Annotated in this window: 14 protein-coding genes; all 14 read right to left on the bottom strand. The window is 70.2% G+C overall.

All coding sequences use genetic code 11. From position 1 onward, the window contains the following. Positions 1-115 precede the first annotated feature (115 nt). The 14 genes from ACEL_RS05220 to mraZ all read right to left on the bottom strand — a co-directional run bounded on the left by ACEL_RS05220 (position 116) and on the right by mraZ (position 16,940). Positions 116-850 (bottom strand): YggS family pyridoxal phosphate-dependent enzyme, encoded by a 735-nt coding sequence (locus tag ACEL_RS05220; protein ID WP_011719850.1) that lies wholly within the window; start codon positions 848-850, stop codon positions 116-118. Further along, a complete protein-coding gene (locus ACEL_RS05215; protein WP_011719849.1) occupies positions 847-1,569 on the bottom strand; it encodes a purine nucleoside phosphorylase YfiH/LACC1 family protein in 723 nt (240 codons plus the stop codon). Before ACEL_RS05215 ends, ACEL_RS05220 begins: the two co-directional genes overlap by 4 nt. A 72-nt stretch (positions 1,570-1,641) precedes the next feature. Next, positions 1,642-3,024 (bottom strand): cell division protein FtsZ, encoded by a 1,383-nt coding sequence (gene ftsZ, locus ACEL_RS05210; RefSeq protein ID WP_041835442.1) that lies wholly within the window; start codon positions 3,022-3,024, stop codon positions 1,642-1,644. Positions 3,025-3,372: 348 nt separating this feature from the next. Then, positions 3,373-4,806, bottom strand: coding sequence for a UDP-N-acetylmuramate--L-alanine ligase (gene murC / locus ACEL_RS05205; protein ID WP_011719847.1), 1,434 nt, complete (start codon positions 4,804-4,806; stop codon positions 3,373-3,375). Continuing rightward, positions 4,807-5,916, bottom strand: a complete 1,110-nt coding sequence (gene murG / locus ACEL_RS05200; protein WP_011719846.1) for an undecaprenyldiphospho-muramoylpentapeptide beta-N-acetylglucosaminyltransferase — start codon at positions 5,914-5,916, stop codon at positions 4,807-4,809. Between the two features lie 6 nt (positions 5,917-5,922). After that, a complete protein-coding gene (gene ftsW, locus ACEL_RS05195) occupies positions 5,923-7,158 on the bottom strand; it encodes a putative lipid II flippase FtsW (protein ID WP_011719845.1) in 1,236 nt (411 codons plus the stop codon). Positions 7,159-7,169: 11 nt separating this feature from the next. Then, a complete protein-coding gene (murD, locus tag ACEL_RS05190) occupies positions 7,170-8,699 on the bottom strand; it encodes a UDP-N-acetylmuramoyl-L-alanine--D-glutamate ligase (protein ID WP_011719844.1) in 1,530 nt (509 codons plus the stop codon). Continuing rightward, entirely contained in the window at positions 8,687-9,751 is a 1,065-nt protein-coding gene (gene mraY, locus ACEL_RS05185; RefSeq protein WP_011719843.1) for a phospho-N-acetylmuramoyl-pentapeptide-transferase, read from the bottom strand. Before mraY ends, murD begins: the two co-directional genes overlap by 13 nt. Further along, positions 9,748-11,169, bottom strand: a complete 1,422-nt coding sequence (locus ACEL_RS05180; RefSeq protein WP_011719842.1) for a UDP-N-acetylmuramoyl-tripeptide--D-alanyl-D-alanine ligase — start codon at positions 11,167-11,169, stop codon at positions 9,748-9,750. Before ACEL_RS05180 ends, mraY begins: the two co-directional genes overlap by 4 nt. Further along, entirely contained in the window at positions 11,166-12,734 is a 1,569-nt protein-coding gene (locus ACEL_RS05175) for a UDP-N-acetylmuramoyl-L-alanyl-D-glutamate--2,6-diaminopimelate ligase (RefSeq protein ID WP_011719841.1), read from the bottom strand. Before ACEL_RS05175 ends, ACEL_RS05180 begins: the two co-directional genes overlap by 4 nt. 6 nt (positions 12,735-12,740) lie before the next feature. Next, positions 12,741-14,528 (bottom strand): peptidoglycan D,D-transpeptidase FtsI family protein, encoded by a 1,788-nt coding sequence (locus ACEL_RS05170; RefSeq protein ID WP_202943415.1) that lies wholly within the window; start codon positions 14,526-14,528, stop codon positions 12,741-12,743. Between the two features lie 132 nt (positions 14,529-14,660). Further along, positions 14,661-15,374: a cell division protein FtsL gene (ftsL, locus tag ACEL_RS05165; protein WP_011719839.1), complete on the bottom strand. Its 714-nt coding sequence runs from the start codon at positions 15,372-15,374 to the stop codon at positions 14,661-14,663. Next, on the bottom strand, positions 15,371-16,360 hold the full coding sequence (rsmH, locus tag ACEL_RS05160) for a 16S rRNA (cytosine(1402)-N(4))-methyltransferase RsmH (RefSeq protein WP_011719838.1): 990 nt from the start codon (positions 16,358-16,360) through the stop codon (positions 15,371-15,373). The genes ftsL and rsmH overlap by 4 nt, the downstream gene beginning before the upstream one ends. A gap of 145 nt (positions 16,361-16,505) precedes the next feature. Continuing rightward, positions 16,506-16,940 carry a division/cell wall cluster transcriptional repressor MraZ gene (gene mraZ, locus ACEL_RS05155; RefSeq protein ID WP_011719837.1) on the bottom strand — a complete coding sequence of 145 codons (435 nt, stop codon included), beginning with the start codon at positions 16,938-16,940 and terminating at the stop codon, positions 16,506-16,508. Between the last annotated feature and the right edge of the window lie 534 nt (positions 16,941-17,474).

Genomic DNA, 17,474 nt, shown 5'->3' with positions numbered 1-17,474 from the left:
TTGGCAGTCTTGGAGTCGCAGCGCAGCAGTTCTGAAAGATCCATGACCTTGGCCCAGGCAAACCGAGCCAGAGGGCTACGGAGATTCGGGACCAACGACCCTGGCTCCCCGACAGTCAAACCCCCACAACACGGGTGCCCAGCAACGCCGCGCCAATCCGCACGTGTGTCGCGCCGGCGGCGATGGCAGCCTCTAGATCGCCGCTCATGCCAGCCGAGAGCACCGTCGCAGCGGGGTACCGTGCCTGAAGCTTCCGAGCCACCTGGGCAAGCGTGGCGAACGCTGCAGCAGGCTCGCCGTCGAGTGGAGCGATGCCCATCACGCCGCGCAACTCCAGGCCGGGCGTATCAGCGAGCAGGTCCGCGAGCGTGAGGGCATCCGCAGGCGGAACGCCACGCCGTCCGGGTGACACCTCCGGGTCGAGGTTGACCTGGACCAGACACGGCAGGACGCGGCCGCGCTCACGCGCTCCGGCGGCGAGCCGCGGCAACTGCTCGGCCCGGTCGACCGAGTGGACCATCGCGGCATACCGGGCAACGGACCGGCACTTGTTGACCTGAAGCGCTCCGATGAAGTGCCAGCGGAGCAGGTCCGGATCGAAGCCGCCGGCGGCGAGTTCGGCACGCTTGGCCCGCGCCTCCTGATCGCGGTTCTCCCCCACGTCGTGGACGCCGAGCTCGTGAAGAAGCCGGATGTCGGCTGCCGGGAAGGTCTTCGTCACCGCAATGACCGTGATCTCTTCAGGATCACGGCCGGCGTTCCGGCACGCCGCAATTACCCGGCGCCGAAGCGCGGCAAGGTTCGCCGCCAATTCGTGACGCCGATCCGCCGTGCCCTGCGATACAGTCACGGCTCCAACCATGCCAGCACAGCGTGACGGCCGGTCACGCCATCGCGCCGATAGGAGAAGAACGCGGCATCTTCGTACGTGCAGCCGCCGATTCGGTTGTCGATGACGACGCCGTGATCCCGAAGCTGCGCCGCAACCCCGGCGGCGACGTCCAACGCCAGCCGCCCGCTCAGCGTCCGCGCCGCCGCGGCCGGTACCGTTCCCGTCACCGCCGCGTACACCTCGGGCCCCACGGCGTAGCAGCTTCCGCAGATCGCCGGACCCAGCACGGCGTGCAGCGGCGCCCCATCGCCGGCAGCCGCCCGGACCCCGTCCACCACCGCCCCGACAATCCCCGCCAGCAGTCCCCGCCATCCGCAGTGCCCGACGCCGACGGCTCGTCCCGCTCGATCGGCAAGGACGAAGAGCACACAGTCAGCCGCCAGCGCAGCCACCGCACAGCCAGGTGCAAGGACGATCAATCCATCGGCCGACGGCTCGGCGGCACGGTCACGGAGGGCATCTACCACGCAGACCCGCCCGCCGTGCTCCGCCCGTTGCCACACGATTGCCGGTACGCCGAGCCGCACCCGCACCCGCTCCCGGTTGGCCGCCACGGCTCCCGCGTCGTCACCGACCTGTGAACTCAAATTCAACGACGCATACGGCGGATGACTGACCCCTCCGTCGCGGGTGGTGAACGCATAGCGGACGTGACGTCCGATGCTCCCTACCACCATGGATGCGCCACATCCGGGATCGGCATGACCTGCCGCTGCGGTTCGCTCCTACCGCCCGATCGCCGGCGCACGTTACTTCAAGAAGTCGGGAACGTCCAGCTCATCTGCTTGATCGTCAAAGACGATGGTCCGCCGAGGCCGAGACGGAGGCAGGTGGCCTGGCTCGGATCGCCCGCCGACGGCCGGTTCAGGTCCTGTCCCCGTGCCAGGAGTCGATCGAGCTGCCGCCGGCGGTTCGGAGCGCGGGGTGAATCCCGAGTCGGGCGCATGACCGGATGCCGCCCCGGAAGCCGGCGCACCCGCCCGGTCCATCCGTGTCGTGGCATCCTCCGGCGGCCAGACCGACCCGGCGCCGGTGGCCGTGCGGGATGTCACGGTGACCGCCGCCTCCCGGTGTGCTGCGGCACCCGCCCAGGCTGGTTCGTAGTCCGCTCGCGGGCCGACCGGCCGGTTCTCCAGCCGCGGCTGTTCGCCCGCCGCCCGCGGGACAGACCGGGCCGGCGGGAGCATGCCCCCATCGAAGCCTGCGGCGATCACGGTCACGCGCACCTCGTCGCCGAGCGCATCGTCAATCACCGCACCAAAGATGATGTTCGCCTCCGGATGGGCGGCTTCGGCCACCAGTTGAGCGGCTTCGTTGATTTCGAAGAGGCCAAGGTCGGAACCACCCGCCACCGAGAGCAGCACGCCGCGCGCCCCGTCGATCGACGCCTCGAGCAACGGGCTGGAGATCGCCATCTCAGCTGCCGCGATGGCCCGATCCTCACCACGCGCCGAACCAATCCCCATCAACGCCGACCCCGCATTCGACATGATCGACTTGACGTCGGCGAAGTCGAGGTTGATCAGACCCGGCGTCGTAATCAAATCGGTGATGCCAGAGACCCCTTGAAGGAGGACCTGATCCGCGGAGCGGAAGGCATCCAGCACACTGATCTTGCGATCGCTGATTGAGAGCAGCCGATCGTTCGGAATGACGATCAACGTATCGACTTCCCCGCGCAGTGCCTCGATACCCGCCTCAGCCTGCTCGGCGCGGCGGCGTCCCTCGAAACTGAACGGACGCGTGACGACGCCGATCGTGAGGGCGCCGAGCGAACGCGCAACGCGCGCCACGACCGGGGCACCGCCGGTACCCGTACCGCCGCCTTCACCCGCGGTGACGAAGACCATGTCCGCACCCTCGAGGACGTCGCGGATGTCATCCACGTGATCCTCTGCCGCCTGCCGGCCCACCTCGGGATTCGCACCCGCCCCCAGCCCACGCGTCAGCTCCCGCCCGATGTCAAGCTTGACGTCGGCGTCGCTCATCAACAGAGCCTGCGCATCGGTATTGATCGCAATGAACTCGACGCCCTTGAGTCCGACCTCGATCATCCGGTTGACGGCGTTGACTCCACCGCCGCCGATGCCAACCACCTTGATCACTGCGAGGTAGTTCTGCGGAGCTGCCATCTGCATCGCCTTCCCGAGCGGTCGCCGTACCTCGGCGTGTCGCAACCCTCACCCTCAACTAGAGGCTTATAGTTATGTCAACTTGGGCTGGCACGACCCTATGCATCCCGGCGCCGGGCGGTCAACGACGTCCGCGGTGTGTCGCACATTTGCCTAGCCGACACGCCGCGGGCCCAGACGGCGGCGGCTGCGGAGGCGGCGGCCGAGACGGCAGTGGCCGACTGTGCCGCTCGAGATGGAAGCGTCCGAAGCGGCAGAGCCGAGGCGCCAGCCGAGAACGCCGCCGGCCAATTCCACCCAGGGGCCGGTGGTGTGAGCCGGCGCGTGCCGTCCCTCGCCGTCGCGGGCTCAGCCCTGCCAGCGGCGGCGCAGCGCGTCGAGCACCAACGGCGGCAGCAGCGCGACATCGCCGCCCGCCCCCATGGTCACGATCAGATCACCCGGCCGGGCCCGGGCGGCCAGATGCTCCGGAACCGCTGACCACGACGGCTCGAAAACCACGGCAGACCCCGGCAGCGGCACCGCGGCGGCGAGCGCCGCGCCAGTACCGCCCGGCAGCGGCGTCTCCCCCGGCGCGTAGACCTCCATGACGACGACCTCGTCGGCGAGCGCGAGCGCCGCGCCGAACTCGGTCCGGAAATCCGCCGTCCGGTAGTAGTGGTGCGGCTGAAAGGCGACGACGAGCCGGCCGCCGTCCGCCACCACCCGTGCAGCCCGCAACGTCGCGGCAATCTCCGTCGGGTGATGGGCGTAGTCGTCGAACACCCGGATGCCGGCAACCTCGCCCTGCGGCTGAAAGCGTCGCCGCGCCCCGGTGAAGTCTGCGAGACCCTCCGCGACCTCGCTGAACGGGAAACCGAGACCGACCGTCACCGCAACAGCGGCGGTCGCATTCAGCGCGTTGTGCGCGCCGGGAACCCGCAACTGCAGCTCGCCGAGCACCGTCCCGTCCATCGCCACGGCGAAACGGCTGCCCGCGACCTCCAGTCGGAGATCGACCAGCCGGACGTCGGCCCGCGGGCTGGTGCCGTACCGTCGCACGACCGTGCCGCGTCGCGCCGCACGGCTGGCGATCTCTTCGGCGCCGGGATCGTCGGTACACGCCACCAGAAAGCCGCCGTCGGGCACCTTGGCAACGAAGCGATCGAACGCGGCGTGGATGGCGGCAAGGTCGGCGTAGTGGTTCAGGTGATCCGCCTCTACGTTGGTCACCACTGCAGCGTGGAACGGCAGCAGGAGAAACGATTCGTCGCTCTCATCCGCCTCGGCGACAAAGATCGATCCGGTGCCGTCGTGCGCATTGGACCCCGGTTCGCCCAGATCGGCGCCGATCGCGAACGAGGGGTCCGCGCCGCACCGCTGCAACGCCCGAACCACCATCGACGTCGTCGTGGTCTTGCCGTGCGTACCGGCGACCGCGACACCGCGTCGGCCCGCCATCACGCTCGCCAGGGCAGCCGCCCGCGGCAACACCGGGAGCCCCCGCTCCCGGGCCACGGCCAGCTCGGGCGTCGTCGGCGGCACCGCCGTCGACGCCACCACCGTGTCGACGTCGGACAGATGCGCTGGGTCGTGGCCGACGGTCACCCGGGCTCCGAACGCGCGCAGCGCCGCCAGCACCCTGCTCTCCCGGGCATCGCATCCGGAGACCGGGACGCCGCGGGAGAGGAAGATCCGCGCGATGCCGGACATGCCCCCGCCTCCGACGCCGACGAAATGCGTCCGGCCAAGGCGTTCGAGCGGCAGCGGCTCGTGGTGACTCAGGGATTGATCGCTGGTCACTCAGGTCACCACCCGGCGCGCGGCTGCCGCCTGCTCGACGAGATCGGCGAGACGCTCGTCGGCGTCCCGCCGCCCAAGCGCCGCCGCTCGCCCGGCCATCTCGGCCAGACGGGCACGGTCCGTCACCAGGGGAAGGACGATGCGGCGGATGGCGTCACCACGCAGTTCGGCGTCACGGAGAAGAACACCGCCTCCCGCCTCCACGATCGGCTTCGCGTTCAGCCGCTGCTCACCATTGCCGTGCGGCAGCGGCACGTACACCGCCGGCAACCCGACCGCTGCAAGTTCGGCGCAGGTGAGGGCGCCGGCCCGGCAGAGCATGAGGTCGGCGGCGGCGTACACGAGGTCCATCCGATCGGCGTACGGCAACAACACGTACGCCGGGGCGTCGGGCGCGCGCTTCGGCTGAGCCGACTCCACCTCGGCGATCTGCTGGGGACCGGCGATGTGCAGGACCTGCACCCCGGCGGCCGCCAGCATCGGCAGCGCAGCGACCACGGCCCGGTTGATCGACCGGGCACCTTGCGAACCGCCGGCCACTGCCAAGGTCGGCGCCTCGGCGTCCAATCCGAAGTACGCCCGTGCCTCGGCCCGTCGTGCCGCCCGATCCAGCGTCGCGATCTCCCGGCGGAGCGGAATGCCCAGCGGTACGGCGTGCGGCAACCGGATCGCGGCGTCGGCGACCGCGACGTACCGCGTGAACCGGGCGCCCCACCGGTTCGCGAGCCCGGGTCTGGCGTTCGCTTCGTGCACGACGTACGGCAGGCCGGTCCGGCGGGCTGCGAGATACCCGGGCAACGCCACGTACCCGCCGAAGCCGACGAGGACATCGGCACCCGTCTCAGCGAGAATCCGTTCCACCTCGCCGACCGCGGCCCGTAGCCGCGACGGGACGGCGAGCAGGTCCGGCGTCAACCGGCGCGGCAGGGGAACCGCGGGAATCAGCGCCAAGTCGAACCCGCGGGCCGGCACCAGCCGGGTCTCCAACCCGCGCGGGCTGCCCAGCAGCGTGATCCCCACACCGACATCACGGCGCCGCAGCGCTTCGGCGAGTGTCAAGGCTGGCTCGATGTGCCCGGCGGTACCCCCGCCAGCGAGGACGACGTGCACCGCAACCTACCCACGTGCGCTGTCAGCCGCCGGCCACGGTCCCGGCTGCAGCCGGGACAGCACCCGACGCACTCGGCCCGGCGCTCGGGCGGCCCGCGCCCGAACCGCCGCAGGTTCGTGTCGGGCAAGCGACAGGAGGACGCCCAGCGCGGCCATGGTCGGCAGCAACGACGAGCCTCCGGCAGAGATCAGCGGCAGCGGAATGCCGGTGATGGGCAGCAGGCCGATGACGGCGCCGATGTTGACGAGGGCTTGGACCGTCAGCCAGGCGGTGATGCCGGTGGCGGCGAGCCGGTGGAAGGTGTCCCGGCTGCGCTGGGCGACCCGGATTCCGGCGTACGCGAGCACGGCGAAGACCGCAAGGACGGCCAGCGAACCGATCAAACCCAGCTCCTCCCCAATGATCGCGAAGATGAAGTCGTTGTGCGCCTGCGGCAGGTAGCCCCACTTTTCCTTGCTATTACCGAGACCAAGCCCCCACCATCCACCAGCCCCGAGCGCGTACCGTCCCTGACTGGCTTGCCAGCCGGTGTTGTGGAAGTCGGAGAACGGATCGCCAAAGCTAAGCAGGCGTTGCAACCGGTACGGCTCGCTGACCGCGAGATAGCCGACACCCAGCGCCGCCCCGGCCACGAGCAGCACGAAGATGCGAAGCGGCGTCCCAATCGCCCAGAGCAATGCGATGACGATGGCTATCAGCACCAGCGCCGTGCCAAGGTCCCGCTCCTTTATGACGAACGCGATGACCAACCCGGTCACCGGAAGGAGCGGGATGAGCAGATGCCGGTAACGGTTCAGCGTCCCCTTGCTCTGTTTGCGGGCCAGGAGATCCGCACCCCACACCACGAGAGCCAACTTGGCGATCTCGGAGGGTTGCACGGTGATGCCGCCGACCGCGAGCCATCGACGGGCCCCGTTGATCGACACGCCAAGGTGCGGCACGAGGACGGCGGCGAGCAAGACGAGGGTCGCGAGCAGCAGCGGATACGCGAACGCCCGAATGAGGCGGACCGGGGTAAACGTAGCGATCAGCAGCAGCGGGAGGCCCAGCCCCACCCAGACGGCCTGCTTCTCGGCAATGGCTAATGAGACCTTGGTTCCCTCGACGTACGACGCCGACCAGACCATCACGAGTCCGAAGCCGGTGAGCAACGCCGTACACGCGGCGACGAGGTAGACCGACGCGAACGGCCGGCCGAGGAGCGGCAGCCGAACCACCTGGTTCACCGCGGACTGGTTCATCGAGGACTGGTTCACCGGGAGCCGCCCGCGCTCTCCGCCGGCCCGGACGGTCCAACCTGCGCAGCCGCCTCACGTCGCTCCGCCGCCGAACGGCGCTCGGCGTAGCGGCGGACGGCATCCGCGAACGCCTGGCCGCGATGCCGGTAGTCGCGGAACATGTCGTAGGACGCGGCGGCCGGTGCCAGGAGGACGACGTCGCCCGGCGCGGCGTAGCGGACGGCCGCCGCAACGGCGGCATCGAGAACGGCGTGCACGTCCCCAGTCTCGGCCCCGCCGACGTCGATGACCGGCACCTGCGGGGCGTGTCGCCGGAGAGCATCGGCGATCTCATGCCGGCATGCTCCGAGCAGAACGACGCCGCGCAGCCGATCGGCCACCTGGCTGACGAGCTCGTCAAAGGCGACGTCCTTGCCCAGGCCGCCGGCGATCCACACGATCCGGTCGAACGAGGTGAGCGAGGCCGCCGCAGCGTGCGGGCTGGTCGCCTTGGAGTCGTCGACGAACCGGACGCCGTCCACCTCGGCGACCGTCGCGATCCGGTGCGCCGCCGGGGTGAACGTGCGCAAGCCGGCCGCGATCGCCGCCGGCTCAACCCCGATCGAACGGGCCAGCGCGGCGGCGGCGAGCGCATTGGCAACGTTGTGCGCGCCGGGAACGGGAATGTCGGTGACCGTCGCAAGCTCGACGACGTCGCGAGCCGGGTCGGGAACGAACGCTCGATCAAGGAGGACGCCGTCGTGAACTCCGACCTGATCGGGCCGGGGTGAGTGCAGGGTGAATCCGACGCGCCGCCCCGGTGCGCGGGCCAGCAACCGGACCGTCTGCGGGTCGTCCAGGTTGCCGATCGCGCAGGTCCGCGGATGGGCGAACGCCCGGCCCTTAGCGTTGGCGTAATCGGTGAACGATCCGCCCCACCAGTCGAGGTGATCAGGAGCAACGTTCAGGACGGCCGCAGCCTTCGGCGCGACGGATGGGGACCAGTGCAGCTGAAAACTGCCGAGTTCCACGGCAAGAACGTCGTAACCGGAGTTGACGACCTCGACCAGCGGCACGTCGATGTTGCCTGCCGCTATCGTCCGCAGCCCGGCGGCCCGCAGGATCGACTCCAGCATGAGCGTCGTCGTCGTCTTGCCATCCGTTCCCGTGATCACAAGCCACTCGGCGTCCCCGGGACGACGCAACCGCCAGGCGAGCTCAGGCTCCCCCCAGACCGGCACACCCCGGTCCGCAGCTGCGGCGAAGAGTGGGGATTCCCGCCGCCACCCCGGCGAGGTCACGATCAGCTGGACGCCGTCCGGGAACGTCGCGCCGTCCCCCAACCGGACGGTGACGCCGAGCCTGGCCAACTCAGCGGCCGCTGCACGCTCGGGTTCGCCGTCCCGGTCATCGACGGCGATGACCTGGGCACCGAGGGCGGCCAGCACCCGGGCCGCGGCCCGGCCGGAGATCCCCACTCCGGCGACGCAGACGGTGAGCTGCGACCAGGGGGCGTCATGGCCTGCGTCCGACAACCATTCGGGGACGACGCTCACCCTTGCCATGTGATCCACTCCCCGTAGAAGACACCGAGGCCAAGGGCGACCGCCAACCCGGCAATGATCCAGAACCGGATGACGATGGTCACCTCGGCCCATCCCTTGAGCTCGAAGTGGTGTTGGAGCGGGGCCATCTTGAAGATCCGGCGCCGGGTGAGTTTGAACGAGGCGATCTGGATGATGCTCGACATGGTGATCACGACGAAGAGCCCGCCGAGGATGGCAAGCAACACTTCGGTATGCGACATGATCGCCATTCCGGCCAGTGCGCCGCCGAGCGCGAGCGACCCGGTGTCGCCCATGAAGATCCGCGCTGGAGCGGCGTTCCACCACAAGAAGCCTGCGCATGCGCCGGCGAACGCGGCGGCGACGATAGCAAGGTCGAACGGATCACGGACGTGATAGCAGCCGGGCGCCGCCTTTGCCAGGCAGGAGTTGCGCGCCTCCCAGAACGTGATGATCACGAATGCGCCGAAGACCATGGCGGACGCCCCGGTGGCCAGTCCGTCCAGCCCGTCGGTGAGGTTCACCCCGTTGGAGGTCGCCGACACCATCAGGAGCGCCCAGATGACAAAACCGATCGTGCCGAGCGTGAGGCTTGGGTAGTCGCGGACGAACGACACGTGGGTCGACGCCGGTCGTAAACCCGCGTGGTTGGGGAATTGCACCGCCAGCACACCGAAGATCACAGCAACGATGACCTGCCCGGCGAGTTTCGTCCGAGCCCGGAGCCCGAGATTCCGCTGCATACGGATCTTTATGAAGTCGTCGAGGAAGCCCACCAGTCCCAGACCGGTCGCCAGGCCGCAGACGAGCAGGCCGGAAGCGGTGGGACCGGAGGCGGTGAAGAGGTTGGCGACGGCATAGCCGAGCAGCGCCGACGCCAGGATCACCGTTCCGCCCATGGTCGGCGTTCCCCGTTTGGTGTGGTGGGTGGTCGGGCCGTCGTCCCGGATCAGCTGGCCGTAACCCCGTTCCCGGAAGAATCGGATGGCGATCGGGGTGCCGAAGAGCGAGATCAGCAGCGCCACCGAGGCCGCGATGAGAATCCCCTTCACCGGCCGATCCCCTCAGCGACCGGCGACGCGACGGCTGGTGTCTGGGCGAGCAGCGCGGCGGCGACCTGCTCCAACCCGTACGATCGCGACGCCTTGATCACGACCACGTCCCCGGCGCGCAGCGCCGGCGTCAACAGGGCTGTTGCCGCGGCGGCGTCCGGTACAACGGTCACCGCCTCCGCGGCAAGCCCGCCACGGCGTGCCCCGTCGGCGATCGGTGTGGCGTCCGCGCCGACAACGATCAGCCAGTCCACGCCAACCCGGGCCGCCGTCTCGCCGACCTCCGCGTGCGCCGCCGGCGCGGCGGGCCCGAGTTCGGCCATCGGCCCGAGGACGGCGATCCGGCGGGCTGCGGTCGCGGCGGCGAGCGCGGTCAGCGCCGCGGTCATCGATTCGGGGTTGGCGTTGTACGCGTCGTTGATCACCGTGACACCGTCGTCCCGGGTGGTGACCTCCATCCGCCATCGGCTGAGCGGCCTGGCCTCCCGGAGCGCGGCAGCGATCTCCTCAGCACCGAGTCCGAGCACCCAGGCGACCGTCGCTACCGCGAGTGCGTTGGAGACGTGGTGGACGCCGTGCATCTGCAGCGCGACCGGCAACCCGGCACCGTCCGGGAAGCACAGCCGGAAGCTCGGCCGGGCCGTCGCATCGGTCATGATCTCCGTTGCCCGCACGTCGGCGTCTGCGGAGGTCCCGAACGTGACGACACGTGCCCGCGTCCGGTGTCGCATCCCCAGCACCAGCGGATCGTCCGCGTTGAGCACGGCCGTGCCGTCCGCGGGCAACGCCTCGACCAGCTCCCCCTTCGCCTGGGCAATGGCTTCCCGGCTGCCGAACTCGCCGAGGTGCGCCGAGCCGACGTTCAACACCACCCCGATGCGCGGCGGGGCGATGCGGCAGAGATACGCGATGTGCCCGACCCCGCGGGCGCTCTTCTCTAACACGAGAAACCGGGTGTCCCGATCGGCCCGGAGGACTGTGAGCGGCAGCCCGACCTCGGTATTGAGCGACCCGGTGGGTGCAACGGTCGGGCCAAGCCGGGCCAGCACCTGCGCACCGAGATCCTTCGTCGAGGTCTTTCCACTGGACCCAGTGATCCCAATGACCACCGGGTCCGGCAGGAGGTCGAGATAGCCGTGGGCCAGCCGACCAAGACCGCGGACCGTGTCATCCACGATGATCGCCGGTACGCCGACCGGATGGTCGGCCAGGACGGCAACCGCCCCGGCTGACACCGCCTGTTCCGCGAACGCGTGCCCGTCGACCCGTGCGCCCCGAATCGCGACAAACAACCCGCCGGGCGTCACCTGCCGGGAGTCCGCGACAACCGGGCCGGTCACCGGCCGCTCAGGGTCCGGGACGTCGGCGAGACCGCCGCCGGCGAGCTGGGCGACCAGTCGAAGCGGCAGCGGGATCACGCCGCCCACCCGCAGGAACGAAGTGCGTCACGGGCGGCCAAGCGATCGTCGAACGGATGCACGACCCCGCCGATCTCCTGCCCCTGTTCATGACCCTTGCCGGCGATGAGGACGACGTCACCCGGCCGGGCCGCCTGGATCGCGTCCTTGATCGCCTCGTGCCGGTCGAGTTCCACACGGATCTCCGCGCGCCGGTCGGCGGTCACCGCCGGCACGCCGGTGAGCATCGCGGCCACGATCTCCTCTGGATCTTCACTGCGGGGGTTGTCGCTGGTGAAGATGGCCAGGTCCGCCAACTCGGCGGCTGCCGCGCCCATGGCAGGACGCTTGCTCGGATCCCGGTCACCACCGCAACCGATCACAATGATGAGGCGCCCGCGGTCGGGACGGACTTCCCGGGCCACCGTCGCGACCGCCTCCGGGGTGTGCGCGTAGTCGACGAGAACGGCGAACGGCTGCCCGGCGTCGACAAGTTCAAGCCGCCCGGGTACGCCGGCGAGGTCACCGATGCCCGCTCGCGCGGCCTCAACCGGGATGCCGACCTCGACCAGGATGGCCAGGGCGAGCAGCGCATTGGTCAGATTGAACCGGCCAGGGAGCTGGAGCGAGAGCTCCACCTCGCCGATCGGTCCGGCAACTGTCGCCACCTGCCCGGCGGGCCGGGTCGGCGACACCGCGGCGGCGGCGCGGACAGCCACGACCCGCCAGTCCGGCCGGCGGTCGGGCGGGAGGTGTTCCGGCCGGCCGGAGACGGTCCGGACGGCGATCGGTGCGGTGTCGGCGAGACGCCGGCCGTACTCGTCGTCCACGACGATCACCGCCTTCGGCGCAAAGTCCGGGCGGAACAGCCGGGCCTTGGCCGCAAAGTAGTTTTCCATGTCTCCGTGAAAGTCCAGGTGATCGTGGGACAGATTCGTGAACCCCACGCAGGCGAAACCGGTTCCGTCCACGCGGTGCAAGGCCAGGGCGTGACTGGATACTTCCATCGCCGCAGCAGTGATCCCGTCGTCGCGCATGCGCGCGAGAAGTGCCTGGATGTCGGGCGCCTCGGGCGTGGTGCGTGCACTCGGCACCGTCCTCTCACCAAGCCGGGTCATCACCGTTCCCAGCAGGCCGGTCCGATGGCCGGCGGCCCGCAATCCGGCGTCCAGGAAGAAGACAGTGGTCGTCTTGCCGTTGGTGCCGGTGACACCGAGGGTCACCAGCGCCCGGGCGGGATGTCCATAAATGGCGGCCGCGACGGGTCCCAGCGTTTTCCGCGGGTCGGCGCAGATGAGCAACGGAACCTCGCGGTTGATCAGGGAAGCGCCGGCCGGGTCCGTGAGAACCGCGACCGCGCCGGCAGTCACCGCGTCGGCGACGTACCGGGCGCCGTGGGTGTGAGCGCCGGGAAGCGCCGCGAACAGGTCGCCGGGCTGCACGCGGCGCGAATCATGAGTGACGCCGCAGATCAGTATCCCGGCGGTTGAGCCGGCCGCCGGGCCACGGAGTTCAGCGCGGGCCAGCGCGGCGAGAGTGGCGAGCGGCACCGGATCCACCCGTGCCGGCCGCAGGGTGTCAGGCACGGCCGCTCACCCTACCGGTTGGTCTGACGGGACCTGCAAGGGAAGCTGCGGGGGCGTCGTACCCGTCGGTGGAATCTTCTCGGTCTGCAACGCGAACGACATCACCTGCCGGAACACCGGAGCAGCGACGGCGCCGCCGAAGTGGCCGTTCACCGGATCGTCCAGGACCACGAGGACAAGCAGCTGCGGATCATCGGCGGGGGCGAAACCGACGAACGACGCGGTGTAGCCGCGGTAGCATGCGCAACTGGGATCCACCCGCTGCGCGGTTCCGGTCTTCCCGGCAACCCGGTAGCCGGGAATCCGTGCCGCAGGCGCCGTACCCTGATCGGTCGTCACCGCCTCGAGCATCTCCTCAAGCTGGCGGGCTGCTGCTGCGGAGATGACGCGGGTCTGCTTCGGCGGCGCCGCGGGGTGGAGGGTCCCGTCCCGCCCGATGATTCCTTTGATCAAGGTAGGAGTCACCCGTACGCCGCCGTTGGCGATCGTCGCGTAAACGTCCGCAACCTGCATGGCGTTCACCGCGATGCCCTGCCCGAACGGGATCGTGTACCGCTGCGATGCCGACCAGCTCTGCGGTGTCCCGATCACTCCCGCGCTCTCCCCGGGGAAGCCGAGCCCCGACGGCTCCCCCAGACCAAATGCCCGGAGGTATTGATACAGCCGCTGGGTCCCGACCCGCTCCGAGGCCAGGATCGCGCCGATGTTGCTCGATTGCGCGAGTACCCCGGTGAGGGTGAGCTTCTCCTCGCCGTGCGGCTCGGCGTCATGGAACGTGTAACCGGCGCGGTCCAGGGTCGGCGGGACATCGATCACTGAGGTCGGGGTGAGAATCCCGCTGTCCAGCGCCGCCGCCATCGTGATCACCTTTGCCGTGCTTCCCGGTTCGAAGACGTCGGAAACGGCAGGGTTGCCGAGAACGCTTGGCGGCGCGTCCTGCGGATGCGCTGGGTCGAATGTCGGAACCGACGCCATCGCGAGGATCTCACCGGTCCGTGGACGCATCACGATCACAGTGCCGCCCTTGGCGCCGGTGGCGGTGACCTGCTGGGCGAGTGCCTGCTGCGCTTCCCATTCGATGTCGCGATCCAGGGTGAGCTGCAGGCCCTCTCCGGGCACGGGCGGGGTCACCGTGGTCGCGCCGTCCGGCAAGACGGTGCCGTCGGACCCCGTCTCCACGGTCCGGTGTCCCGCGTGCCCGGCGAGCGTCGCGTCGTAGGCGTACTCCAGACCGCCGAGCCCGTTGCCATCGATGCCGACGAAACCGATCACACTGGCGCCGAGGGAGCCGTTGGGGTAACTCCGCTTCAGGACAGGCTCGTCCGCTACCCCCGGCAGGTCCAGTGCGAGGACCTTGGCGGCGACCGCTGGCGTGACGCCGCGCGCTAGGTATGCGAACCGACCCGGTCCGGTGAGCCTGCTGAGCAGCGTCGACGCAGGAACACCGAGCAACGGTGCGAGCCGTGCGGCCATCACCTGGGGGGTTGGGCTCGTCGATTGCTTGGCGATTGACGGGTCGACGACGACGTCGCGAGCGTCCACCGAGGTGGCCAGGACAGCACCGTTGCGATCAACGATCTCGCCACGCGGCGCGGGCAGGGTCGTGCTGCGCAGGTACTGGGCCTGAGCCTGACGGGAGTAGACCTCACCCTGGATGCCTTGGATCTCGACGAGGCGCAGGCCGAAGACGATCACGACGAAGACGGTGGCGAGCAGGACGGCGTGCAGCCGTCGCGACGGCTCGCCAAGCCGAAGCCCACGCCGCACCGGCGGGCGGAGCGGACGGCGAGGCACGGCCCGCGTTCGCTGCGGATCCGGTCGGAGCGCTCGGGTCGCCGGCAGGTGAAGCTGGCGCCGCTGTGCCGGCGTCCGTGTAGGGCGTGGTCGATGACGCGGCGACCGGCCCGTCCGCAGATCGCTCACCGGTCACCGCCTTCCCGGGGTCGGCGGTGGCGTGCTTCCGGGGGTCGGCGACCGTGCGCCGGAGCGGGCCGGCGACGGGGACGGCGTCCTCGTCGCCGACGCGGAACGTGCGGGGGCGCTCGACGCCGGACGCGGCTCCGCGGATGCGGACGCTCGGGGAGCCGCGGTGGGGGTGGGGTGCGGCGTCAGGGTCGTCGAGGGGTGCGGCGTCGGCTGGGCAGCCGGAGCCGACGCGCTGACCGCCGGGCTGGGAGCCGGCATCGGCGGCGACGTCGCCGGCTCAGGGACCCCAAGCACGGCACTGCCCTGGCGGAACACCGGGTTCGGGGCCGGTACCAGACCGAGTGCGCTCGCTCGCGCGGCAAGTGCGGCCGGATTCGCATCGGCGGCCAGTGCTTGTTGCGCCGCCTGCACCTGGTCGTTCAGTTGTTGTTGGGTGAGTTGCAGCTGGCGGAGGGTGAAGGAACCTTGCGCGAGCCAGGTGTTGAGCGTGAGCACGGTGACGAGGGCGGCGGCCAGGAGCCCGCTCACGACGAGGACGAACGGTGCCCGCGGCGCGACGCGGCGAGCGCTGACGACACGCAGTGCCGGCTTGGCGGCCGGGCTCTCCACCGGCGATCGGACGGGGCGTGGCGGGAGGTGCCGCAGCGACGGGCGGGCGGCGTCCGCTGACCGGACCCGCACGGTCGGCCGGGGGGCGGGTGCGGCGGCGCTCATGCCGCCTCCCGGGTGTCGCGAATCTTCTCCGCGGCGCGTAGCCGGGCGGACGCGGCCCGCGGATTGGCCGCCACCTCAGCCGGCGACGGTCGTTCCGCTCCCCGGGTCAGCAACCGAAGCCGGGGTCGCGCCGTCGGCAGGGCGGTCGGAAGCCCGGCCGGAGTCGCGTCCGAAGCCGCCGCCTGAAAGAAGCGCTTGACCGTGCGGTCCTCCAGGGAGTGGTACGAGAGGACGACGATCCGGCCCCCCGGCTGAAGCGCCGCGATCGCGACGGGCAGGGTGCGTTCGAGGCGGCCCAGTTCGTCGTTCACTTCGATGCGCAGCGCTTGGAAGGTGCGCTTGGCCGGGTGACCGCCGGTCCGCCGGGCGGGCGCGGGGATCGCTTCGCGGACCAGCTCGGAGAGGTCGCGGGTCGACGTGATCGGCTGACGAGCGCGCCGCCGGACAATGGCGTCTGCAATCCGGACGGCGAACCGCTCCTCGCCGTAGACCCGGAGAACCCGTGCAAGCTCAGTAGCGGAGTAGGTGTTGACGACATCGGCCGCGGTACGCGGGAGACGGGGATCCATTCGCATGTCGAGCGGAACGTCACGCGAGTAAGCGAATCCGCGTGCCGGGTCGTCGATGTGCAACGAGCTCAGCCCGAGATCAAAGAGAATTGCCGCGACGGCGGATATCCCTCTCTCGGAGAGCACCTGGGCCAACCGGTCAAAGGCAACGTTGACGAGCTGCACGCGATCGGCGTACCCGGCGAGGCGCTGCGCGGCCAGGCGGATGGCGTGCGGATCGTGGTCGAGGCCGATCAGCGTCGCGGCCGACGCGGCGCGCACGACCGCCTCCGCGTGACCCCCGAGACCCACCGTCGCATCGACGACGATTGCTCCGGGGTAGCCAAGCGCAGGAAGCAGCAGCTCGACGACCCGGTCGACCATGACCGGTCGGTGCACTACAGCAGGGGGCACCGAAGAACCCGGGTCTGCGGTCATCGCACTCCTCGAAGAGGCAACGGCTGGGCTGCGAGGGAGGGAGATGCGGGCCGCCGAGCAGCGGCCCGCATCCGGTGCTGCCTCGACGCTCGCGGTCACCTGGCGCCGGGGAAGAAGCGTCAGGGGACGCCGGCGTCGTCGAAGCTCATGAGACTGTCGGCCACACCTCCTGACTCAGCTCGGCGAAGGCAGGTTCTTGGGCGCGCAGGTACTCCTCCCAGGCCTGCGCGTCCCAGATCTCCACGCGGGTGTTGGCGCCGATCACGACGCAGTCGCGGGTGAGGCCCGCGTACTCTCGGAGGTTCGGCGGAATCGTCAGTCGGCCCTGCTTGTCGGGCACTTGGTCGTAGGCGCTGGCGAACAGGATGCGGCCGTAGTCGCGTACCGCTTTTGCGCCGATGGGTGCGCTGCGCAGCGCTTCGGTGATCCGCATGAACTCCGCGACCGGGAAGACGTACAAGCACCGCTCCTGACCCTTTGTGATCACAAGGCCGTCCGCGAGCTCGTCCCGGAATTTGGCCGGGAGGAACAGCCGGCCTTTCTCGTCCAGCCGGGGGTAGTGCGTGCCCATGAAGCCCATGAACATCGCGCTCACCTCCCCGCTGGGACGTCGGCGGCCGGCACCGGCCCGGCCGACCGCAAGCCTCCTCCATTGCGCGCCACTGTACTCCACTTTCCACCACATCGGCGCCACAACGGGCCGATTTCCGGTCCGGTGTCTCCCAGCCATTCGCCCGTGTCGCCCGGCCATTCACCGGCCGGCGTCGAACCTCGGAGCGCAGCCGACCGTCGTCAGGGCAGCGGCCGCGCCTGCGATGGTCCGGCCGGCGAACGGAGCGCAGGTGGTCCCGTCAGCGAATGGAGCGCGAGTGAGAAGGACCGCTCTCCGCGGCACCGGGACGGCTGCTCGCCGGCGGCACCGGGACGGCTGTTCCCCGGCGGCACCGGGACGGCTGCTCGCCGGCGGCACCGGGACATACGAAGGCTGAGGAGTGGCGCAACCCGGGTTCGGAGGCCGGGGAGACCTGACACACTCGAAGAGACGGTCGCGCGCGGGTGCTGCCCCGGCGGGAGGACGGTCGCGGGCGGGTGCCGGTACAGCGAGAGGCGAGGA

Source organism: Acidothermus cellulolyticus 11B (assembly GCF_000015025.1).
Taxonomy (GTDB): Bacteria; Actinomycetota; Actinomycetes; order Acidothermales; family Acidothermaceae; genus Acidothermus; species Acidothermus cellulolyticus.
Note: the sequence above shows the minus strand (reverse complement) of the source record. Positions and strands in the feature narration are given on the sequence as shown.